Origin of the sequence: Vibrio sp. 11-4(1) (assembly GCF_013048625.1) — a bacterium.
In the GTDB taxonomy this organism is placed as follows: Bacteria; Pseudomonadota; Gammaproteobacteria; order Enterobacterales; family Vibrionaceae; genus Vibrio; species Vibrio diabolicus.
Map to the genome: position 1 here is coordinate 316838 of NZ_VHSY01000008.1, position 23322 is coordinate 340159.

General features: G+C 44.7%; 20 protein-coding genes. 10 read left to right on the forward strand and 10 right to left on the reverse strand.

The features are described from left to right. Window positions 1-9 precede the first annotated feature (9 nt). Complete coding sequence (panB, locus tag FKN16_RS18175; RefSeq protein WP_005396718.1) at window positions 10-804, forward strand: 3-methyl-2-oxobutanoate hydroxymethyltransferase; 795 nt, start codon at window positions 10-12, stop codon at window positions 802-804. 11 nt (window positions 805-815) lie between these two features. Next, the gene (gene panC, locus FKN16_RS18180; protein WP_005396717.1) at window positions 816-1721 is read left to right on the forward strand and encodes a pantoate--beta-alanine ligase; all 906 of its coding nucleotides are present in this window, start codon (window positions 816-818) and stop codon (window positions 1719-1721) included. A gap of 55 nt (window positions 1722-1776) precedes the next feature. Here the strand turns inward: panC and FKN16_RS18185 are convergent, their stop codons facing one another. From FKN16_RS18185 to FKN16_RS18200, 4 genes are all read right to left on the reverse strand, one after another. Continuing rightward, window positions 1777-2706: a Kdo(2)-lipid IV(A) acyltransferase gene (locus FKN16_RS18185; RefSeq protein WP_170903311.1), complete on the reverse strand. Its 930-nt coding sequence runs from the start codon at window positions 2704-2706 to the stop codon at window positions 1777-1779. Window positions 2707-2833: 127 nt separating this feature from the next. After that, window positions 2834-3604 (reverse strand): ABC transporter permease, encoded by a 771-nt coding sequence (locus tag FKN16_RS18190; protein ID WP_005396714.1) that lies wholly within the window; start codon window positions 3602-3604, stop codon window positions 2834-2836. Next, window positions 3605-4522: an ABC transporter ATP-binding protein gene (locus FKN16_RS18195; protein WP_005396713.1), complete on the reverse strand. Its 918-nt coding sequence runs from the start codon at window positions 4520-4522 to the stop codon at window positions 3605-3607. It lies immediately after the preceding gene. A 252-nt stretch (window positions 4523-4774) separates the two neighbouring features. After that, on the reverse strand, window positions 4775-6445 hold the full coding sequence (locus tag FKN16_RS18200; protein ID WP_012841422.1) for a SulP family inorganic anion transporter: 1671 nt from the start codon (window positions 6443-6445) through the stop codon (window positions 4775-4777). 277 nt (window positions 6446-6722) lie between these two features. Between FKN16_RS18200 and can the strand changes: the two genes are divergently transcribed. Beyond that, window positions 6723-7391: a carbonate dehydratase gene (can, locus tag FKN16_RS18205; protein ID WP_005379996.1), complete on the forward strand. Its 669-nt coding sequence runs from the start codon at window positions 6723-6725 to the stop codon at window positions 7389-7391. A gap of 77 nt (window positions 7392-7468) precedes the next feature. Here the strand turns inward: can and hpt are convergent, their stop codons facing one another. Next, complete coding sequence (gene hpt, locus FKN16_RS18210) at window positions 7469-7999, reverse strand: hypoxanthine phosphoribosyltransferase (protein WP_005379995.1); 531 nt, start codon at window positions 7997-7999, stop codon at window positions 7469-7471. 318 nt (window positions 8000-8317) lie between these two features. Here hpt and opaR point away from each other — a divergent pair, with 318 nt between their 5' ends. Next, complete coding sequence (gene opaR, locus FKN16_RS18215; protein ID WP_031780576.1) at window positions 8318-8932, forward strand: transcriptional regulator OpaR; 615 nt, start codon at window positions 8318-8320, stop codon at window positions 8930-8932. Window positions 8933-9078: 146 nt separating this feature from the next. Here opaR and lpdA read toward each other — a convergent pair whose 3' ends face one another. The 5 genes from lpdA to ampD form a co-directional block, all read right to left on the reverse strand. Next, window positions 9079-10506, reverse strand: a complete 1428-nt coding sequence (lpdA, locus tag FKN16_RS18220) for a dihydrolipoyl dehydrogenase (RefSeq protein WP_005379993.1) — start codon at window positions 10504-10506, stop codon at window positions 9079-9081. 267 nt (window positions 10507-10773) lie between these two features. Beyond that, a complete protein-coding gene (gene aceF, locus FKN16_RS18225; protein ID WP_170903312.1) occupies window positions 10774-12666 on the reverse strand; it encodes a pyruvate dehydrogenase complex dihydrolipoyllysine-residue acetyltransferase in 1893 nt (630 codons plus the stop codon). A 19-nt stretch (window positions 12667-12685) separates the two neighbouring features. Next, the gene (aceE, locus tag FKN16_RS18230; protein ID WP_005396679.1) at window positions 12686-15349 is read right to left on the reverse strand and encodes a pyruvate dehydrogenase (acetyl-transferring), homodimeric type; all 2664 of its coding nucleotides are present in this window, start codon (window positions 15347-15349) and stop codon (window positions 12686-12688) included. 48 nt (window positions 15350-15397) lie between these two features. Continuing rightward, on the reverse strand, window positions 15398-16165 hold the full coding sequence (gene pdhR, locus FKN16_RS18235; RefSeq protein WP_005396680.1) for a pyruvate dehydrogenase complex transcriptional repressor PdhR: 768 nt from the start codon (window positions 16163-16165) through the stop codon (window positions 15398-15400). Window positions 16166-16570: 405 nt separating this feature from the next. Further along, window positions 16571-17122, reverse strand: coding sequence for a 1,6-anhydro-N-acetylmuramyl-L-alanine amidase AmpD (ampD, locus tag FKN16_RS18240; RefSeq protein ID WP_046875077.1), 552 nt, complete (start codon window positions 17120-17122; stop codon window positions 16571-16573). Between the two features lie 92 nt (window positions 17123-17214). On the opposite strand from ampD, the gene nadC reads away from it, so the two are divergent. From nadC to coaE, 6 genes are all read left to right on the forward strand, one after another. Beyond that, window positions 17215-18102: a carboxylating nicotinate-nucleotide diphosphorylase gene (nadC, locus tag FKN16_RS18245; protein ID WP_068864653.1), complete on the forward strand. Its 888-nt coding sequence runs from the start codon at window positions 17215-17217 to the stop codon at window positions 18100-18102. 262 nt (window positions 18103-18364) lie between these two features. Continuing rightward, a complete protein-coding gene (locus FKN16_RS18250; RefSeq protein WP_139060512.1) occupies window positions 18365-18817 on the forward strand; it encodes a pilin in 453 nt (150 codons plus the stop codon). Beyond that, window positions 18818-20503, forward strand: a complete 1686-nt coding sequence (gene pilB / locus FKN16_RS18255) for a type IV-A pilus assembly ATPase PilB (RefSeq protein ID WP_170903313.1) — start codon at window positions 18818-18820, stop codon at window positions 20501-20503. Between the two features lie 23 nt (window positions 20504-20526). Next, window positions 20527-21750, forward strand: a complete 1224-nt coding sequence (locus FKN16_RS18260; protein WP_170903314.1) for a type II secretion system F family protein — start codon at window positions 20527-20529, stop codon at window positions 21748-21750. A gap of 64 nt (window positions 21751-21814) precedes the next feature. Beyond that, entirely contained in the window at window positions 21815-22684 is an 870-nt protein-coding gene (locus FKN16_RS18265; RefSeq protein ID WP_012841418.1) for an A24 family peptidase, read from the forward strand. After that, window positions 22685-23299 carry a dephospho-CoA kinase gene (gene coaE / locus FKN16_RS18270; RefSeq protein ID WP_012841417.1) on the forward strand — a complete coding sequence of 205 codons (615 nt, stop codon included), beginning with the start codon at window positions 22685-22687 and terminating at the stop codon, window positions 23297-23299. Window positions 23300-23322 lie beyond the last annotated feature (23 nt).

The following is a 23322-nucleotide window of genomic DNA, read 5'->3' on the forward strand; positions in this document are numbered from 1 at the left end:
GATAAAACCATGAAAAAAATGACCATCAACGACCTAATCAAGTGGAAGCAAGAAGGTCGTAAATTTGCTACTTCAACCGCTTATGATGCGAGCTTTGCCCAACTGTTTGAAAGCCAAGAAATGCCAGTACTTCTTGTTGGTGATTCTCTAGGTATGGTTTTGCAAGGTCACAACGATACTCTGCCAGTAACGGTCGATGATATCGCTTACCATACTCGTTGCGTACGCGCAGGTAGCCCAAATTGTTTGTTGATGGCTGACATGCCATTCATGAGCTACACCACGCCAGAGCAAGCTTGCGAAAATGCGGCTACACTGATGCGTGCGGGTGCCAATATGGTGAAAATTGAAGGTGGTGACTGGCTAGTCGACACTGTAAAAATGCTCACTGAACGCTCGGTTCCAGTTTGTGCTCACCTTGGTTTAACTCCTCAAGCCGTGAATATTTTTGGTGGTTACAAAGTTCAAGGTCGCGATCAAGAAAAAGCGGACCGCATGGTGAAAGATGCGTTAGCACTGCAAGAAGCAGGCGCTCAAATCGTCTTACTAGAGTGCGTGCCTGCTGAGCTTGCTGAGCGTATTACGCAAGTGCTCGACGTGCCTGTTATCGGTATTGGAGCTGGTAACGTGACAGATGGTCAAATTCTCGTGATGCATGATATGTTCGGTATCTCTGCCAACTACATGCCGAAATTCTCCAAAAACTTTCTTGCTGAAACAGGTGATATGCGCAAAGCCGTTGCTAAATATATTGAAGATGTAGCCAACGGTGTATTCCCAGACGACGCTCATACCATTGCCTAGAGGATAAATGCATGCAAACTTTTGCGGAAATCTCAGCAGTTCGTGAACACCTTAAAACCTTTAAACGTGAAGGTCGTAAAATTGCGTTTGTCCCAACCATGGGCAACCTTCACGAAGGTCACTTAACTTTAGTGCGTAAAGCACGCGAATACGCTGATATCGTTGTCGTAAGCATCTTTGTTAACCCGATGCAGTTTGATCGTGCAGACGATTTAAATAATTACCCACGTACGCTAGAGGAAGACTTAAGCAAGTTGACCTCTGAAGGGGTCGATGTGGTATTTACGCCAACACCAGAAGTTATCTATCCTGAAGGGCTTGATAAACAAACGTTTGTTGATGTTCCGGGTCTATCGACAATTCTCGAAGGGGCTTCACGCCCAGGTCATTTCCGTGGCGTCACAACCATCGTAAACAAGCTATTTAACATCGTTCAGCCAGATGTGGCCTGTTTTGGTGAGAAAGATTTTCAACAACTTGCGGTTATCCGCAAGATGGTTGTCGATCTTGCGATGGACATTGAAATCATTGGTGTACCAACCGTACGTGAAATGGACGGGTTAGCTATGAGCTCTCGCAATGGCTTACTCACGCTGGATGAGCGCCAGCGTGCGCCTGTACTTGCTCGTACAATGCGTTGGATCAGCAGTGCCATTCGTGGCGGCCGTGATGACTACGCATCGATCATCGAAGATGCGAGCGACCAACTGCGAGCTGCAGGTTTGCACCCTGATGAGATCTTCATTCGTGATGCTCGTACATTACAAGTGATCACACCAGAAACGACACAAGCCGTCATTCTGATGTCTGCGTTCTTAGGCAAAGCTCGTCTTATCGATAACCAAACGGTAGATATGGTTGTCGAAGCGAAGGAAGAAGCAGAGTCTAGTAATACAAACTCAGAGAGCGCAGAGTAAGCTCTGAGCCATCAAGACGTAAAAAGGTCGACTCTTAGTCGACCTTTTTTATGTTCTACGTATAGACGCAATCTAATCCTTCAGGACGTGTTTTAAACCGCTTGTGCAACCACATCCACGCTGGAATATCACGTTTTATCATTTTCTCGAGTTCTTGATTCAAGATACTTGCCGCTTTAATCGCATTACGCCTCTCGAAACGCTCACTGATATCTTTTCCAATATACAACGTGTAATGGTGATTCTTGCTCACTGTGACGCCAGATATGACCGCACACTTTGTTGCGTCTATAAGCACACTAGAGCCCACGGTACTCGCGGCTTGTTCAACAGCAAAGAACGGCGCAAAAACAGAATGGCTAACGCCATAATCATGGTCGGGCAAATACCAAAGTCGATGACCATTTTTCAGAACTTTGAGCATTGATTTCACGTCTTTTCGATCAATCATTTGATACCCAAAACGAGTTCGACCTCGATGTTGAATAAACTCATAAGCAGGATTCGAATTTGGGCGATACACACCGTAACCTTTGGCAAACTGGCTAAAAATACGAGCGGTTATCTCCAAGTTTAAATGGTGACTGCACACCACCAACACACCACGGCCATTCTTTTCCTCAGCGAGTAAACGATCTTTCCCAACAGTAGAGGTTATCCGACGTATCCGCCAATCTGGCCAAAACCAGGCGATCCCCGTTTCGATGATCGCCATTCCCGTATATTGAAAGTTTTTTCGTACTACGTCCTTACATTGCCAATCCGTAAAATCAGGGAAACACAGCTGGAGATTACGCAGAGCGATCTTGTGTCGGCGCTTCATTACATGCATCGCAACACAGCCGATACTTCTACCTAAGATTCGCAATACTATGTATGGCAGTACATTAACAAGAATCGCTAAAGATCCAAATGCCAGCCAAACAGACCAATATTTGGGCTTAAGTAACTGATAGGAGAAAGGCGGCGGCGGGACAATATTCATAGGATTACTCATTTATTACAAATGATTGAAACCTATCATGATAAAAACTGAATGATTGTATGGGCATGTATTGTTATGCATGCCAAAGAGCAGCATGATTCGCTGCTCTTTGTTGTGTGGGAGAGTCTTAGCTTCTTAGCCCAATACCTTTCGTTACTAAGTAATGAGCAACGGCATACAGCGCTATCACAAACACCGCAAGCACACTGAATGAGGTGACAATACCTACATCCGATACGCCTAAAAAACCATAACGGAACGCATTCACCATGTAGACGATTGGGTTAATCTTAGAGACACCTTGCCAAAATTCAGGCAGTAAGCTGATGGAATAAAAAACACCACCCAAGTAGGTTAACGGGGTCAACACAAATGTAGGAATGATCGAAATATCATCAAACGTTTTTGCATAGACCGCATTGATCAGCCCGCCTAGAGCAAATACAACGGATGTCATGAAGACGGTCGCAACAATAATACCCCAGTGTTCAACTTGCAGATCCACAAACAATAGAGACACACAGGTAACAATAGCGCCTACTAACAAACCTCGAGTCACACCGCCCATTACGTATCCAGCAATAATCACGTAATTTGGCACCGGTGCCACCAGCAGCTCTTCAATGTTCTTCTGTAGCTTTGCACTAAAGAACGAAGACGCCACATTCGAGTATGAATTGGTGATAACCGACATCATGATCAAACCTGGAACTATGTACTCCATGTAGCTAAAGCCGCTCATCTCACCGATTCGAGAGCCAATAAGATTACCGAAAATGATGAAATACAGTGTCATTGTGATTGCAGGCGGAACTAAAGTTTGCACCCAAATACGCGTAAAACGGGTGATCTCTTTGCTCAGCAAGCTACGAAATGCCGTCCAATATAAACCGTACATTTACTTACTCCCTTCTCTTACAATGCTGACAAACAACTCTTCCAGTCGGTTGGCTTTGTTACGCATTGAAAGAACTTTAATACCATGCTCTGTTAACTGACTGAACACTGAATTCAATCCTTGGCTTTTATCTAGCTCTATCTCTAAAGAGCCATCAACAATACTTTGTCGATTGACGCCTTCAAGCTCAGGCACCTCGCCTTCAGATTCAATGTCTAGGATAAATGTCTCGACGCTTAACTTACCTAGCAACGCCTTCATGGTGGTGTTTTCGATCAACTCACCTCGGTTAATAATGCCGATATTTCGACACAGCATCTCCGCTTCTTCTAGGTAGTGCGTCGTCAAAATAATCGTAATCCCTTGCTCTTGGTTGATCTCTTTCAGAAATTCCCACATTGAGCGGCGTAGTTCAATGTCCACCCCAGCCGTTGGTTCATCCAAAATGAGCAACTGCGGCTCGTGCATCAAAGCTCGGGCGATCATCAAACGGCGCTTCATCCCGCCAGATAAATTACGGGCACGCTCTTTACGTTTTTCCCATAAATCGAGTTTTTTCAGGTACTTTTCAGCTCGTTCTTTGGCTAATACTTTAGACACACCGTAATAGCCCGCTTGCTGCATCACAATTTGCTCAACGGTTTCAAACTGATTGAAGTTGAACTCTTGTGGCACCAAGCCTAAATTCTGTTTGGCCAACTCAAGGTCGGTATCAATGTCATAACCGAAAACTTTCGTCGTTCCAGAAGTTTTGTTCACTAAGGAGGAGATGATGCCGATCGTGGTCGATTTTCCTGCACCATTGGGACCCAGAAGCGCGTAGAAGTCACCTTTTTTCACTTGGAGACTAATACCTTTTAACGCCTCAAAGCCACCTGCATACGTCTTGCGCAGCTGTTCAATTTCTAATGCGTACATAAGGTCTTGATTGCCGTTTGTTTGTGATTACTAATACCGACTCGATGTTTATCAGCGGTTTACTACGAAATCGCCTTGGGTATTGTACTGGAGGCCCATCAGTTTATCGTTGAATAACGATGATTACAATTAAACCTTTCGATAATGTTGGAAATATAGTCCCTATCAACGTAAAGGTTATCTGCAAGTAAGGAAAAGTTAGGGAATAAAAAACGCAACAGAGCGCTGTTGCGTTTTTAACGATCAGAGTGATTACGCCGTTATACGCTGATACTGGTCCGCCTCGACATGTGCTACCGCCGCATTTAATGCTTCATAACGGAATTGGTACATATTGTCATTTGGGACAAGATCAATGACGTGGAACTTTTCTAGCTGTTCTCGCGTGCGCTCATTTGGACACAACAAATACACGGCACAATTAGCATCAAGCGCATCTTTAATCGCGTTTTCTAACGCTAAACCGACGGTGACATCAATCATAGGTACATCGGTAAGATCGAGAATCATCACATCATAATCCGAAATACTGGAGTGCTGGCGTGAAATTGCCTTAGAAACACTGAAGATCATTGGACCCGAAAGATAAAAGAACAGTACTTTGCCATTGGCGCGATCAAGCAAGCCACGCTCGCTGTCAGTTAGCGGCACATCGTCTTCATCCGCGTCACTGATCGCTTTCACTTGTCTCGCCTGTTCTCGGCTCAGACGCTCAATGATAATAATGTTGGAAATAAAGACGCCCAAGCCCACGGCAACGATAAGATCAACGAACACTGTGAGCAACATAACGCCATACATTACCGCCATTCCGGAAAAGCTAACCTTGTGTGCTCGTTGAATAAAACTCCAATCCAAAATGTTAAAGCCGACATATACTGCAATGCCAGCCAACACAGCCATTGGGATCGGCTCCGTTAATCCACCAGCAACCAATACGACCAATGCAAGCATAAGTGCACGAATCACACCGGACAATGGCGAACGAGCCCCAACTTGAATGTTAGTCACCGTGCCCATGGTTGCGCCCGCGCCAGGTAGTGCACCGAACAAGCCTGAGATCATGTTGGCAAGACCTTGGCCTCGCAGTTCTTTGTCTGAGTCGTGCTCTTTACGAGTCAAGGAATCACCGATAACCGCCGTTAACAAAGTATCGATACAACCTAAGGTGCCGAGCACCAACGCATCAATAACCATCTCAACAAACATATCTGGATCAATATGAGGTGCAACGAGAGAAGGCAATCCTGCCGGGATTTCACCGATACGACGAATGTCTTCCGTATCGAAGAGCATCACAGACAACAAAGTCACCGCAACCAACGCCACGAGTTGCGCTGGTACATATTTTCGATATTGCTTAGGGAAGAAAAAGAGAATCCCCAAAGTCAGTAGACCTAAAAACAGTTCACTGAACTTAAGGTTAGAAATGGTGTCCGGCAAAGCAGATAATGTTCCGAGCACTCCTCCAGAAGGAGCAGCATGCCCCATCAAAGGTGATAGCTGCAAAATGATAAGAATCACGCCAATCCCTGACATAAAGCCCGAAATCACGCTATAAGGCATCAAGGTAACGTATTTACCCAGTTTTAACGTCCCTAATAGGATTTGGAACGCGCCAGCCATCATAACAACCGTGAAGGTCATGGCCATGCCCGTTTCTGGATACTTCGCCATCATACTGGTTAACACAGCGGTCATGATTACCGTCATTGGCCCTGTTGGTTCTGATATTAACGTATTAGAACCACCAAACAACGAAGCAAACAGACCGACCATTATTGCGCCCCAGAGGCCTGCTTCTGCCCCTGCACCGGATGCAACACCGAACGCTAATGCCAAAGGAAGAGAGATAATCGCCGTGGTTACCCCGCCAAATACATCCCCTTTGAAATTAATATCTTCAAAACGACTACCGAACACTGCTGATTTCCCTGCATTCAATTTTAAAAAGTAAAATGTCATTACTTTAACGAGCCAGGCGAAAATTTAAACCATAAATAGATTAAGGCTAAATTCACACCACAAATAATTAGGCCTAATTTTACGTTTTTATTGATGAAAACTAGTCAGATGAGTCCTGTCTGACGAATATTTAACGGGATCGAAATTGTAACATTGTGTATAGTTACAACACTGATCGCTTGCATGTTCATATAAGCGGCAGCGCTTTTGTCTTTTAAGGGAAGTAGTTTGCAAGATGCCGGAAATTAAACAGTTATTTGAAAACAATTCAAAATGGTCTCAAGAGATCAAATCTGATCGACCTGAATACTTCGCAAAACTCGCAGAGGGTCAAAAGCCCGATTTTCTTTGGATTGGCTGTTCTGATAGCCGTGTCCCTGCCGAGCGACTAACCGGACTATACTCGGGTGAACTATTCGTTCATCGGAATGTTGCAAACCAAGTCATCCATACTGATCTCAACTGTCTGTCCGTCGTTCAATACGCCGTAGACGTTCTTAAGGTTAAGCACATCATTGTCTGTGGACACTATGGCTGTGGTGGCGTAAACGCTGCCATTGATAACCCTAAGCTAGGTCTTATTAATAATTGGCTATTACATATCAGAGATATCTATTTCAAACACCGCACTTACCTAGATCAAATGCCGCAGCAAGATCGAGCAGATAAACTAGGCGAGCTTAATGTCGCAGAGCAAGTGTACAACTTGGGTAACTCAACCATCCTGCAAAACGCTTGGGAGCGTGGGCAAGATGTTGAAATTCATGGCGTGGTATACGGTATTGAAGATGGTCGTTTAGAGTACTTAGGCATTCGTTCTAACTCTAAGGAAACCGTAGAAGCGTCTTATCAGAAAGCCCTTTCGACGATTCTAAATACAGACAACAAGCTGCTTTGTCGCTAAGCTACATCTAAAGGTTGAACAAAAAACGCCCATCTGAGATGGGCGTTTTTTTATATTTTTAATGCTGCTCTCAATGATTATTCTTGAGGTACAACTTTACCGATGTATGGTAAGTGGCGGTATTTCTGCGCGTAATCAATACCCACACCAACGACAAACTCATCTGGGATTTCGAAACCAATCCAATCCACAGGAACATTCACTTCACGACGAGATGGCTTATCTAAGAGCGTACAAATCGCGATAGACTTCGGCTCACGCAGCGATAAGATCTCACGGATTTTATTTAGTGTGTTACCTGTATCAATGATGTCTTCAACAAGCAAAATGTCTTTGCCTTTGATGTCATCATCCAAATCTTTCAAGATACGAACGTCACGTGAACTTTCCATTGTGTTGCCATAGCTTGACGCAGTCATAAAATCCACTTGGTGAGTCAGTTCGATAGCACGTGCCAAGTCTGCCATAAATACAAATGAGCCACGCAATAAGCCTACCAACACAAGATCTTCACTACCTTGATAACGCTCTGTAATTTGTTTGCCTAATTCACGAACTCGTTCCTGAACTTCTTGCTCAGAAATCATGACTTCTATTGTATGTTTCATACTGTGCTCAATCTAATTTGTGGGTTGAGGTAAGTCGCACGCAAACGATCACCTAATCTTACGGCGTGTAGTGTACCACCACGTTCATTGGGTTGAAAGTCACATCCTGTTGCCAAAAAATCTTGGAAGAAGGTCTTAGTTTTATAAAGTTCATAGCTAATTTTATCAATAATAATGACATTACTGTATATAAATTGTTCTACAGATGTTGACCTTGTTGATATGCACCATTACACTCATCACTGCTTTAAGCAACTATTAAAATAATCAATTAGGGGGTTACCCCCAATATCAACTCAAATGGCAAGGAAAATGGATATGGACTCAATTGCAAAGAGACCTAGAACTAGGCTTTCCCCAATTAAGCGTAAGCAACAGTTAATGGAAATCGCATTGGAAGTGTTTGCGCGCCGCGGCATCGGTCGTGGTGGTCACGCAGATATCGCAGAAATTGCTCAAGTTTCTGTGGCGACCGTTTTTAACTACTTCCCGACTCGTGAAGACTTGGTGGATGAAGTACTCAACCACGTCGTACGTCAGTTCTCGAACTTCCTATCGGATAACATTGACTTAGACTTACACGCGCGTGAAAACATCGCCAATATTACTAATGCAATGATCGAGCTTGTCAGTCAAGACTGTCACTGGCTAAAAGTTTGGTTCGAGTGGAGTGCTTCAACACGTGACGAAGTATGGCCATTGTTTGTTTCAACTAACCGTACTAACCAGTTGCTGGTACAAAACATGTTCATTAAAGCGATTGAACGTGGCGAAGTGTGTGACCAGCACGATTCAGAACACTTGGCAAACTTGTTCCACGGTATTTGTTACTCACTGTTTGTCCAAGCGAACCGTGCAAAAAGTGAAGCGGAACTTAAGCACCTTGTTAGTTCATACTTAGACATGCTCTGCATTTACAACCGTGAACACTAAAGCTTAACTCGCAATATATGTCAGCCCACCGTTTGGTGGGCTTTTTATTGTCTGCTGTCAGCTGAACACACGTTTTATATTCCTAACTAACAAGCATAAAAAAACCGCTGCAATGCAGCGGTTTCTACCATTCAGTCAGAAAAAGCTTACTTCTTCTTAACTGCTTTTTTGTTTGGCAGGTCAGTGATTGAACCTTCAAATACTTCAGCAGCTAGACCTACAGACTCATGTAGAGTTGGGTGAGCGTGGATAGTCAGAGCGATATCTTCTGCATCACAGCCCATCTCAATTGCAAGGCCGATTTCACCAAGTAGTTCACCACCGTTAGTACCAACGATAGCACCACCGATTACGCGGTGAGTTTCTTTGTCGAAGATTAGCTTAGTCATACCGTCTGCACAGTCAGATGCGATTGCACGACCTGATGCTGCCCATGGGAATGTCGCCACTTCGTACTTGATGCCTTCTTCTTTCGCTTCTTTTTCAGTCTTACCAACCCAAGCTACTTCTGGCTCAGTGTACGCAATTGAAGGGATAACTTTAGGGTCGAAGTAGTGCTTCTTACCAGAGATAACTTCAGCAGCTACGTGACCTTCATGCACACCTTTGTGAGCAAGCATTGGTTGACCAACGATATCACCGATCGCGAAGATGTGAGGAACGTTAGTACGCATTTGCTTATCAACGTTGATGAAGCCACGCTCGTCAATTTCTAGACCCGCTTTTTCACCGTCGATTAGCTTACCATTTGGTACACGACCGATAGCAACTAGAACCGCATCGTAACGCTCAGCTTCAGCTGGCGCTTTCTTGCCTTCCATTGAAACGTAGATACCGTCTTCTTTTGCTTCAACTGCTGTTACTTTCGTTTCTAGCATTAGCTTGAACTTGTCTTTGATACGCTTAGTAAATACTTTCACGATATCTTTGTCTGCTGCAGGAATTACCTGGTCAAACATTTCAACAACTTCAACTTTAGAACCTAGAGAGTGGTAAACCGTACCCATTTCTAGACCGATGATACCACCACCCATGATAAGCAGTTTTTCTGGCACTTCTTTTAGTTCAAGAGCGTCAGTAGAGTCCCAAATACGTGGGTCTTCATGCGGGATAAATGGCAGTTTGATTGGACGAGAACCAGCCGCAACGATTGCATTGTCAAAGTTAACAACTGTTGGCTCACCTTCGCCTTCTACAAGGATAGAGTTAGGGCCAGTGAACTTACCGTAACCGTTAACTACTGTAACGTTACGCATCTTAGCCATGCCGCTTAGGCCGCCAGTTAGTTGGTTAACAACTTTTTCTTTCCAGATGCGGATTTTGCTGATGTCTGTTTGAGGCTCACCGAACACAACGCCGTGGTCAGCCATCGCTTTCGCTTCCTCAATTACTTTAGAAACGTGAAGCAGTGCTTTAGATGGGATACAACCCACGTTCAGACATACACCGCCAAGCGTGCTGTAACGTTCAACTAGTACAGTTTCAAGACCTAAGTCCGCACAACGGAATGCAGCGGAGTAACCAGCAGGACCAGAACCAAGTACAACAACTTGGGCTTTAATTTCTTTGCTCATTTTGACCTCTTGTAGTCATTATCCCTAACAGGCTGAGTGGGTATCGATTTTTTATGTTTAAGAGAGATTTGTTTTAAACAGTTATTTTCAGACCGCTAACAGTTTACAGAGATGTTAATGGTGTGAAAAGTAAATCAATTTAGCCTGTGAGCTAGACAACAATTCGATTGTGAAAACCCTGAACGAAGCAAGGCTGATAACCAAATTGTCGGTAATTATGATTAGCAGAGGCGGCTAAGTTGCCGCCTCTCATTCATCTAATTTCTATTACAGAACTAGACGACGAATGTCAGATAGACATGAGTTTAGGTAAGTGATGAAGCGCGCACCTTCAGCACCATCGATCACACGGTGGTCGTATGATAGAGATAGTGGAAGTTGTAGACGCGGTTCGAACTCTTTACCGTTCCATACCGGTTTCATTTCTGACTTAGACACACCTAGGATACCAACTTCTGGCGCGTTTACGATTGGAGTAAACGCCGTACCGCCGATACCGCCTAGGCTAGAGATAGTGAAACAGCCACCTTGCATGTCAGCCGCAGTTAGCTTACCAGCACGTGCTTTCTTAGAAACAGCCATTAGCTCTTCAGATAGCTCGTAGATGCCTTTCTTGTTCACATCTTTAAATACAGGAACAACTAGACCGTTTGGTGTATCTACCGCAATACCAACATTCACGTATTTCTTCAGAATTAGGCTCTCACCGTCTTCTGATAGAGAAGAGTTGAACGCTGGGAACGCTTCAAGCGCTTTAGCTACCGCTTTCATGATGAACACAAGTGGTGTGATCTTCATGCCAGTATCTTTCTTCGCTTCAATCGCGTTTTGCTCTTTACGGAATGCTTCAAGAGCCGTGATGTCTGCGTTATCCCACTGTGTAACGTGCGGGATCATTACCCAGTTACGGTGTAGGTTTGCACCAGAGATCTTCTTAATACGAGATAGCGGTTGAACTTCTGTCTCACCAAACTTGCTGAAGTCCACTTTTGGCCATGGTAGTAGACCAAGAGCCGCGCCGTCGCCTTTGCCAGATGCTGCTGCACCTGCGCCAGACTCAAGACGCTTAAGTGCATCTTTCACGTAAGCTTGAACGTCTTCTTTTAGGATACGGCTCTTACGACCAGAACCTTTAACCTTAGAAAGGTTAACGCCAAATTCACGTGCTAGACGACGAACAACTGGAGACGCGTGAGCATACTCATCGTTTTCTTTGAAATCGCCAGTCGCTGCTGGAGCTGCTGCCGCTGGAGCATCTGCTTTAGGAGCCGGAGCTGCAGGTGCTGCCGCTTGAGCTGGAGCTGCTGCAGGAGCAGGTGCTGCGCCCGCCACTTCGAATACCATGATTAGTGAGCCAGTAGACACCTTGTCGCCAGCTGCAATCTTGATTTCTTTAACCGTACCAGCAAATGGTGCAGGAACTTCCATAGAAGCTTTGTCACCTTCAACAGTGATTAGAGATTGCTCTTCTTCCACTGTGTCGCCAACGGCAACCATGATCTCAGTAACTTCAACTTCGTCGCCGCCGATATCTGGAACGTTCACTTCTTTTGCCGCAGACGCTGCTGGAGCTGCTGCCGCAGGAGCTTCAGCTGCCGCTGGTGCTGCTGGAGCGCCTGAACCTGCTGTTTCGAATACCATGATAAGTGAGCCAGTCGATACTTTATCGCCCGCTGCAACTTTGATCTCTTTTAGAGTCCCTGCGAATGGCGCTGGAACTTCCATAGAAGCTTTGTCGCCTTCAACAGTTAGAAGAGATTGCTCTTCTTCGATGCTGTCGCCAACGGCAACCATGATTTCAGTAACTTCTACTTCATCACCACCGATGTCTGGTACGTGAACTTCTTTTAGTTCTGCCGCTGCTGCTGGAGCTGGAGCTGCTGCTGGAGCTGCTTCTGCCGCAGGAGCAGGTGCAGCAGCAGCTGCACCCTCGGCTTCGAAAATCATGATTAGAGAACCAGTAGAAACCTTGTCGCCTTCTGCAACTTTGATTTCTTTAACGATACCCGCTTGAGAAGCAGGAACTTCCATAGAAGCTTTATCGCCTTCAACTGTGATCAGAGACTGCTCTTCTTCAACCTTGTCGCCAACGCTTACAAGAATCTCAGTAACTTCAACCTCATCCGCACCGATGTCTGGTACATTAATTTCGATTGCCATTTCTTATCTACCTTCTTAATTAAGCGTATAGCGGGTTTGTTTTCTCTGTGTCGATGTCGAATTTCTTAATTGCTTCTGCAACTACAGATTTCTCAACTTCGCCACGTTTCGCTAGTTCAGTTAGCGCTGCTACTACTACGTAACCTGCGTTCACTTCGAAGTGACGACGTAGGTTTTCACGGCTGTCTGAACGACCGAAGCCATCAGTACCAAGCACTTTGAAAGACTCAGCAGGAATGTATGCACGAACCTGCTCTGCGTAGTTCTTCATGTAGTCAGTTGCTGCGATAGCAGGCTCAGTGCCCATTACTGTTTGGATGTAAGGTACTTTTGCTTCCGCTTCTGGGTGAAGCATGTTGAAACGCTCTGCATCTTGACCATCGCGAGTTAGTTCGTTGAATGACGTTACAGAGTAAACATCAGAAGCAACACCGTAATCTTCGCTTAGGATTTGAGCTGCTTTACGTACTTCATTCATGATAGTACCAGAGCTCATTAGCTGAACTTTCGCTTTGTCGCCAGTGTAAGTTTCTAGCTTGTAGATACCTTTACGGATGCCTTCTTCAGCGCCTTCTGGCATTGCTGGCATTGCGTAGTTTTCGTTCATTAGCGTTAGGTAGTAGAACACGTTTTCTTGTTCTGGACCGTACATGCGACGGATACCGTCTTGCATGATCACTGCTACTTCGTACGCGAATGTTGGGTCGTAAGAAATACAGTTAGGAACCGTACCCGCCAAAATGTGCGAGTGGCCGTCTTCGTGCTGTAGACCTTCACCGTTCAACGTTGTACGACCCGCAGTTGCACCTAGTAGGAAACCACGTGCTTGTTGGTCACCAGCCATCCACGCCATGTCGCCAACACGTTGGAAGCCGAACATTGAGTAGTAGATGTAGAACGGAATCATTGGTAGGTCGTTTGTCGAGTATGAAGTCGCAGCAGCAACCCATGAAGACATAGCACCTAGCTCGTTGATACCTTCTTGTAGAACCTGACCTGAAGTCGCTTCTTTGTAGTAAGAAACAACGCCACGGTCTTCTGGTGTGTAAGTTTGGCCGTGCGGGTTGTAGATACCGATTTGACGGAACAGACCTTCCATACCGAATGTACGCGCTTCGTCAGCAATGATAGGAACGATGTTCTTACCAATGTTCTTGTTCTTAAGTAGAACGTTTAGTGCACGTACGAATGCCATAGTAGAAGAGATATCACGCTTCTGTTCTTCTAGTAGTGGCTTGAATTCTTCTAGCTCAGGAACGATGAATTCTTGAGTGAATTTTGGTAGACGCTGTGGTGTGTAGCCGTGTAGCGCTTTACGACGAGCGTGTAGGTATTCGTACTCTTTTGAACCTTCTTCAAGTTTCAGGTACGGAAGTTCTTTCACAGCTTCGTCAGTTAGGATGTCTTGAAGACCTAGACGATCACGTAGGTGTAGTACGTGAGTCATGTCCATCTTCTTAACTTGGTGCGCGATGTTCTTACCTTCAGCCGCTTCACCCATACCGTAACCTTTAACAGTCTTAGCTAGGATTACTGTTGGACGACCTTTAGTTTCTGCCGCGTTTTTGTATGCCGCGTATAGCTTAGAAGACTCGTGACCACCACGCTTAAGTGCGAAGATTTCGTCATCAGTCATGTCAGCAACAAGTGCCGCTGTCTCTGGGTACTTACCAAAGAAGTGCTCACGTACGTACGCGCCATCTTTTGATTTGAATGTTTGGTAGTCGCCATCGATCGTTTCGTTCATAAGCTGTAGAAGCTTACCAGAAGTATCTTTAGCTAGCAGTGAATCCCAGTTGTTACCCCAGATTACTTTCACTACGTTCCAACCAGCACCTTTGAACAGACCTTCAAGTTCTTGAATGATCTTACCGTTACCCATTACAGGGCCATCTAGACGCTGTAGGTTACAGTTGATTAGGAAACATAGGTTGTCTAGTTTCTCACGCGCAGCGAAAGAGATAGCACCACGTGATTCTGGCTCATCCATCTCACCGTCACCTAGGAACGCGTAAACGCGCTGCTCTGAAGTATCTTTAAGACCACGGCCTTCTAGGTACTTAAGGAAACGAGCTTGGTAGATAGAAGCGATTGGACCTAGGCCCATCGATACTGTCGGGAACTGCCAGAATTCAGGCATCAGTTTAGGGTGCGGGTATGAAGGAATACCTTTTCCGTCTACTTCTTGACGGAAGTTGTCTAGCTGCTCTTCAGTTAGACGACCTTCAACGAATGCACGTGAGTAGATACCTGGTGAAATGTGACCTTGGTAGTAAACTAGGTCGCCACCGTCCTTCTCGTTTGGCGCACGGAAGAAGTGGTTGAAACATGTCTCGTAGAACGCAGCAGAAGACTGGAAAGACGCCATGTGGCCGCCTAGCTCTAGGTCTTTCTTAGATGCACGTAGAACGATCATGATAGCGTTCCAACGAATAATTGAGCGAATACGACGCTCAAGTGTTGTGTCACCTGGGTATGCTGGTTCTTGGTCTGCAGGAATCGTGTTGATGTAGTTAGTTGTGATACCTGTTGGCATATCAACACCGTCTAGACGTGCTTTATCTAGAACTTGCTCTAATAGGAATTGAGCACGCTCTAGACCTTCTTCACGTACAACTGACTCAAGCGCTTGTAGCCATTCTTGAGTTTCCAGTGCATCTACGTCATGCTTCATATCAGACATGGCGATCTATCCTTCTGTTGGTTGGATCTACTTATTTAAGTAACGCTCTTACGAGTCGTTACCCTGCTGAATTCGACGTAGAGAACGCTCTCGTCGAGACTCTTCTCGAGTCAAATCCAACAATGTTTCTTCGATGTAAGCCAAGTGCGAGTGGGACATTTCTCGCGCCTTTTCAGGCTGACCAGAAACAATCGCATCCACGATATTGGCTCGGTGTTTACTGACTTTCTCGACCGCTTCTGGGCGGCGACGTAGTAATTTAAAATTTTGTAGAATATTTTGCTCAAGCAAAGGTGCTAAGCTTCGAACAATGTGCAACAAAACCACGTTGTGCGCGGCTTCTGTCAAAGCGATCAAAAATTGCATCACTTCCGCAGATTCAGCTTCGATATCGTTGTTTGCTTGCTCTTGGCTAATGCGCTCAAGGCAACCTTGAATACGCGCAAAATCTTCTTCGGTACCACGTAAAGCTGCAAAGTAAGCTGAAATTCCTTCCATTGCATGACGAGACTCAAGCACATCAAGCTGGGTTTCAGAATGACTAGACAACAAATTCAACAAGGGATCTGAAAAGCTCTTCCAGATATTCTCACTTACGAATGTTCCGCCACCTTGGCGACGAGTCAACAAACGCTTCGCTTCTAAGCGTTGAATGGCTTCTCGGACTGAAGGACGAGACACATCGAACTGTCTTGCCAGTTCACGCTCTGGAGGCAGTTGTTGCCCCGGAGACAATGTTCCTTCCACTATCAACCTTTCTAACTCTTGTTCTATAACATCAGAGAGTTTTGGCTGACGAATCCTTTGATAAGCCATAATTTATTGTTCTTCTACTCTTGCAGGTAATTGGTAATACCAATTTTAAGTTGGTGCAGAAATTAACATAATTAAAACGCCACTGTCCAGCCGAAAATTGACCTAAATCATAGAACGAGCTTACTTCCAACACTCTGATAACAATCGACTGTTAAAACAGCAATAGAATTGGTATGACCAATTACATAAAGCATACAAATGGGAAGTCGACGTGCTAGCAATTTTGGAAAAGAAATACAGAAAATGACAAAACTATCAGTCTATTTCTTCACCAAAATGGCGTATACGAGCGTAAAAATGTAGTTAACTTTTAACAATCATTAATATTTCTGGTATCAAAAAAAGGCATACCTGATCGTATGCCTTATTTATTTCGCTTTTTTGAATTTACACTTTCGCTACAAATCAACGCTGTATAAGCTGTCTATATTTCACCCAATCAAAGCTTAGACCAGGATCGCTTTTTCTCAAGGGCGCAATATATTGATGACCGGTAATTCGTGGCAGGGTGATGTGGGGATAAGACTGCATAATTACCTCAGTGATCTCTGCAAGTGATTGATATTGCGCTTCTGTGTAGGCAGTAAATTCTGTCCCTTCAAGCTCGATACCAATGGAATAGTCATTACAACGCTCCCTGCCCGCGAAACTGGATTGACCGGCATGCCATGCTCTATCGAGAAAAGAAACAAATTGAACGACCTCGCCATTTCTCTTAATCAAGCAATGTGCAGAAACGCCCATTTTGTGAATAACTTCAAAAAATGGATGTGCATTTGGGTCTAGCTTGCCAGTGAAGAAGTCCTCTATATACGGTCCACCAAACTGCCCAGGAGGCAAACTGATGTTGTGTACCACCAGCAGAGAGATGTCGTTTATATCAGAGCGGGCATCAAAAAATGGTGACGGAACATGCTTTGCCTGTGTCAGCCAGCCATTCTCGATAATTGGGCGCATATCAACCTCTCTTCTTTGCAAATTAACTGCTGAAATTATTGACACCGGAGAGTATCATCCGTTGCCATCTCCCTTTCAAGACAAGATTTGCGATGAAGAACACACACAACATTCAAGAACGCCTAGAATACCTTAAACAACAACTCCCTTTAGAGATCACTCGCTCTGTCGCTGATACCTTAAAAGAAGATCTAGGTGGCAGTGTCGACGCAGATAACGACATTACTGCATCTTTGATCCCTGCCGAGGCGGTTAATACCGCAACGATTATTACTCGTGAGCATGGTGTGTTCTGTGGTCAAGCATGGGCTGATGAAGTTTTTAAACAGCTCGGTGGTAAGGTCAGCATTGAATGGCACGTAAAGGACGGCGATAAAGTCGAACCTAACCAAACCCTTTGTACGCTGACAGGCCCTGCTCGTGACTTGTTAACTGGTGAGCGTAACGCAATGAACTTCATCCAAACGCTGTCTGGCTGCGCAACAGTTACCGCAGAGTACGCTGAAAAAATCGCGCATACTGAGTGTCGTCTACTAGACACACGCAAAACCATTCCTGGTCTGCGTAGCGCACTAAAATACGCCGTGACATGCGGTGGTGGCTTTAACCATCGCATCGGCGTGTTCGATGCTTACCTCATTAAAGAAAACCACATTATTGCTTGTGGTGGCATCACTCAAGCCATCCAAAAAGCGAAAGAGCTCAACCCAGGCAAACCGGTAGAAGTAGAAACGGAAAGCTTAGAAGAGTTGAAACAAGCGATAAACGCTGGTGCCGACATCATCATGCTAGATAACTTCACAAAAGAAATGATGCGTGAAGCCGTAGCGATTAACGCAGGTCGTGCCGCTTTAGAGAACTCCGGCAACATTACGCTAGAGACCATCGCAGAATACGCAGAAACCGGTGTCGATTACATTTCGGTAGGCGCGTTGACTAAGCATCTAAAAGCGATGGATCTTTCGATGCGCTTCAAATAATAAAAGCAACACAACCTCAATTACTTCAACTAACTCAGTAGGTTGTGAGTAAATCATCATTAAAAAGGGCCTATTGGCCCTTTCTTTTTATCCACTAAAAAAATAGTGCTACTCGCAAAACTCTGCATACGGTATGCAACTTTCCACCAAAGAGTTTTACCTCACTCGAGAGCCCATCTCTTCCCCATTTTCAACCCACCTTAACTCTCCATAATCTTTCGCTAATGCAAGAGCATTATTAATTTTTAGGAAAGGGTTAAAAATGAAAAATAGTAAACAGAAAAAACAGCAAGGTTTTACCTTGATTGAATTGATGATTGTGGTGGCGGTAATTGGCGTACTAGCATCGATTGCGATTCCCCAATACCAAAAATATGTGGCAAAGTCAGAAGTAGCATCTGCTCTTGCAACAATGACTGGCGTAAAAACGAACGTAGAAGCATATGCAGTTGAAAATGGCGAATTCCCAGATACAGGTAAAGAGAATGATCTGGGTGTTCCGAGTTCCATTCCCTCAGGAAATATAGCGTTTGCTAAAACGGCATCTGCTGCAACTGGTACCATTACTTTCACATTTAAAACTAGTGGTGTAAGTAACCTAATTACAGGTAAAAAATTCGCTTTAGCAAGAGATGGTAACGGTACTTGGACTTGTGATGGCACTGCAAGTAATGCAGTTACAGATGATCTTCTGCCGAAAAACTGCCGTCCATAAATGTACACCAACCTCTCCACGGTTCTTCGCCAAAAAGGGTTACTAACATTTTCCCAAGAAGAGTCGTTAATAGAGCAAGTCAAAGCTTCTGGCATTTCGATGCCAGAGGCTTTACTCAGTTCTGGATTATTTACATCAAGTGAACTCGCTGAGCACTTAAGTACTCTCTTTGGTTTAAATCAGCCCGAGTTATCTCAGTATGAGTACGCTTCGCTTTGTCAGCAACTTGGCCTTAGGGAATTAATCACACGGCATAACGCACTCCCACTCCACCGTACGACTTCAACGTTATTACTCGCCGTTGCCGACCCCACGAACCAACAAGCAGAAGACGATTTCCGCTTTGCCACTGGTTTACAGATTGAATTGGTGTTGGCGGATTTTCGTCAACTCAGCGCGGCAATTCGACGCTTATATGGTCGCTCATTGAGTCATGAGAAGTCCGGGTTAAAAGAGATCAACCAAGAAGAGTTAGCCAATCTGGTTGACGTGGGCGCAGATGAAATCGATAACATTGAAGACTTGAGCCAAGACGAATCTCCTGTTAGCCGTTACATAAACCAAATTCTGTTGGACGCTGTGCGCAAAGGCGCATCCGATATCCACTTTGAACCTTATGAAAAGATGTACCGCGTTCGCCTACGCTGTGATGGCATCTTAATTGAAACACAGCAGCCACCAAGCCACTTAAGTCGCCGCTTATCCGCTCGTATCAAAATCCTCTCTAAGCTTGATATTGCAGAGCGACGTTTACCACAAGATGGGCGTATTAAGCTCAAGTTGAATCACGACACCGCGATTGATATGCGTGTATCCACGCTACCGACTCTATTCGGAGAGAAAATTGTATTACGACTGCTCGACAGCAGCTCTGCGTCACTGGATATCGACAAGCTTGGTTATAGCGAACAACAAAAACAATTGTACTTGGATGCGCTGCGTCGCCCACAAGGCATGATTCTGATGACAGGCCCAACCGGGAGCGGTAAAACCGTTTCTCTGTACACTGGGCTGAGTATTCTCAATAAACCAGAAATCAACATTTCCACAGCAGAAGATCCGGTAGAAATTAACTTATCGGGCATTAACCAAGTACAAGTACAGCCCAAGATCGGCTTTGGCTTCGCAGAGGCGTTACGCTCTTTTCTTCGTCAAGACCCCGATGTAGTAATGGTCGGTGAGATTCGTGACTTAGACACTGCGGAAATCGCCATAAAAGCATCGCAAACTGGTCACTTAGTACTTTCAACCTTGCATACCAACTCTGCGGCTGAAACGGTTATTCGTTTATCAAACATGGGCGTAGAAAGCTTTAACTTGGCCTCCTCTCTTAGTTTGATTATAGCCCAGCGCTTAGCCCGTAAACTGTGCTCACACTGCAAACAATCACAAGAGCTTACCGTTCAGCTACAACATCTCGGAATTCAAGCAAGCGACAACATTTTTAAAGCCAATCCCGATGGATGCAATGAGTGTACCCATGGTTATTCCGGCCGAACGGGGATTTATGAAGTGATGCGCTTTGATGAATTTCTTTCCGAAGCGCTTATAAAAGGCGCATCAGTGCATGAGTTAGAAAAACTCGCCATCGCAAACGGCATGAGCACGTTACAAATGTCGGGCATAGAAAAACTCAAACAAGGAATCACAAGTTTTAGTGAACTACAGCGCGTACTTTATTTTTAATCCTTTAATCAGCAGTCACCTCTATGAAAACCACTACACCACAACTTAAAAACTTCCGCTGGAAAGGCATCAACAGTTCAGGCAAAAAGACGTCTGGACAAACCCTCGCGATGACAGAAATTGAAGTACGCGAGCGTCTAGACGCACAACACATCAAGATCAAGAAGTTAAAGAAAAGCAGTATCTCGTTTCTCACTAAACTCAGCCATCGCGTGAAAGGCAGAGACATCACGGTGTTTACCCGGCAAATTTCGACGATGTTGATAACCGGTGTCCCCTTAGTTCAGGCTTTAAAATTGGTATCAGAAAACCACAAAAAAGCAGAGATGAAATCCATTTTGATGAGCGTGACACGCGCCGTTGAAGCGGGTACGCCCATGTCAAAAGCCATGCGCACTGCAAGTGAACACTTTGACCCACTCTATACCGACCTTATCGCCACAGGTGAGCAATCCGGTAACTTAGCAGAAGTATTCGAGCGCTTAGCCACCTACCGAGAAAAAAATGAACAACTCCGTGCGAAAGTGATCAAAGCCTTGATTTACCCAGCCATGGTAGTGCTAGTAGCGTTAGGCGTCTCGTTTATCATGCTCACCAAAGTCATTCCCGAGTTTGAAAAAATGTTTGTTGGTTTTGGTGCTGACTTACCTTGGTTTACCAGGCAAGTATTAGATCTTTCCGCCTGGACACAAAACTGGAGCCCATTTATATCACTAGGCTCTATCAGTCTATTCATCTCGGCGAGAATCCTCTCTAAGCGTTCAGATTCTTTTCGCTTAATGCTCAATCGCTCTGTGCTTAAATTTCCTGTTCTTGGCCCTGTATTATCAAAAGCCGCTATCGCCAAATTTAGTCGAACACTCGCCACAAGCTTTACAGCGGGTATTCCAATTCTAACCAGTTTAAAAACCACATCAAAAACCTCAGGAAACTTACACTATCAACTCGCCATAGAAGAAGTTTACCGTGATACCGCCGCAGGTATGCCAATGTATGTTGCCATGCGTAACTGTAATGTGTTTCCTGAATTAGTGTTACAAATGGTCATGATCGGTGAAGAGTCTGGTCGACTTGACGATATGCTCAATAAAGTTGCAACGATCTACGAGTTTGAAGTCGATAACACCGTCGACAACCTTAGTAAAATTCTAGAGCCGCTAATTATCGTTTTTTTAGGCATCGTTGTTGGCGGATTAGTGACAGCAATGTACTTGCCAATCTTTAACTTAATGAGTGTATTGGGCTAGAATGAGCTGTTAACTCCTTTAAAACAGCATCTTGCTGGTTTCACTCATCGCTCAAGAGACAAATATGGAAGTATTCCAGTACTACCCTTGGCTATTCGTTGTGTTTGCCACCATCTTCGGTCTGATCGTGGGTAGCTTCCTCAATGTGGTTATTTATCGACTACCTAAAATCATGGAACTAGAATGGCGACGCGAATGTGCCGAGTCATTTCCTGAATACAAAATAGAACCTCCTAAAGAAGTGCTGACCTTGAGCGTCCCACGCTCCTCCTGTCAGAAGTGCGCAACGCCGATACGAATTCGAGACAACATCCCTGTGATTAGCTGGCTGCTTTTAAAAGGCAAATGCCACAACTGTCAGACAGCCATTAGCGCACGCTATCCACTGATTGAACTGCTCACTGCGTTCTGCTCAGGCTTTGTCGCTTACCACTTTGGTTTTAGTTACTTTACCGTTGCCCTACTCTTTTTCACTTTTATCTTAATCGCCGCAACATTTATCGATCTCGATACTATGTTGTTACCTGACCAATTAACATTACCATTAACTTGGGCTGGCATTGCCTTAGCATTAGTCGAAATAAGTCCTGTTACTCTACAAGATTCTGTCATTGGTGCTATTGCTGGTTACCTATGTCTCTGGTCCGTTTACTGGGGCTTTAAGTTACTTACCGGTAAAGAAGGAATGGGATATGGTGATTTTAAACTACTAGCAGCACTAGGGGCTTGGCTGGGCTGGCAGTCACTGCCGATGATCATTCTACTTTCTTCTGTGGTTGGCATCGTATTTGGCATCATTCAACTACGCTTGCAAAAACAGGGAATTGAAAAAGCTTTCCCTTTCGGTCCTTACTTAGCAATTGCTGGTTGGATAAGCTTAATTTGGGGCGACCAGATTTTAAACTGGTACTTTACTTCAGTTTTAGGAGTGTAAATGGCTTTGGTTATTGGTTTAACAGGTGGCATCGCTAGCGGTAAAACAACCGTCGCGAATCTGTTCAAACAACAATTTAAAATCGATATCGTCGATGCCGACATTGTAGCAAGAGAAGTTGTCGAGCCAGGCACTCCCGGCCTAAACGCGATTATTGAACATTTTGGTCACGATATCGTTCGTGAAGACCAAACTTTAGATCGCGCAAAGCTGAGAGAGAAAATCTTTTCAAACTCAGATGAAAAAGCATGGCTCAACGCACTGTTGCACCCGATAATTCGTGAAAAGATGATCGAAGATTTGCAGCAAGTCACCTCAGATTATGCGTTACTTGTGGTGCCGTTGCTCGTAGAAAACAAGCTAGACAGTTTGTGTGATCGAGTTCTTGTCGTCGATGTAGAACCGAATACGCAGATATCTCGCACGATGAAACGAGACAATGTGAGTGAAGAACAAGCACGCGCTATCCTTGCCTCTCAAGCATCAAGAGAGCAAAGACTCGCGCTTGCAGACGATGTGGTTAAGAATAATCCAAGTGACCCAGATCTTTTGCTTCAAATCACAGATTTGCACGAAAAGTACCTAGCCATGTGTAAGAAAAATCTGCGAAAATAGGAACGAAACTCACAAAGGCTTAT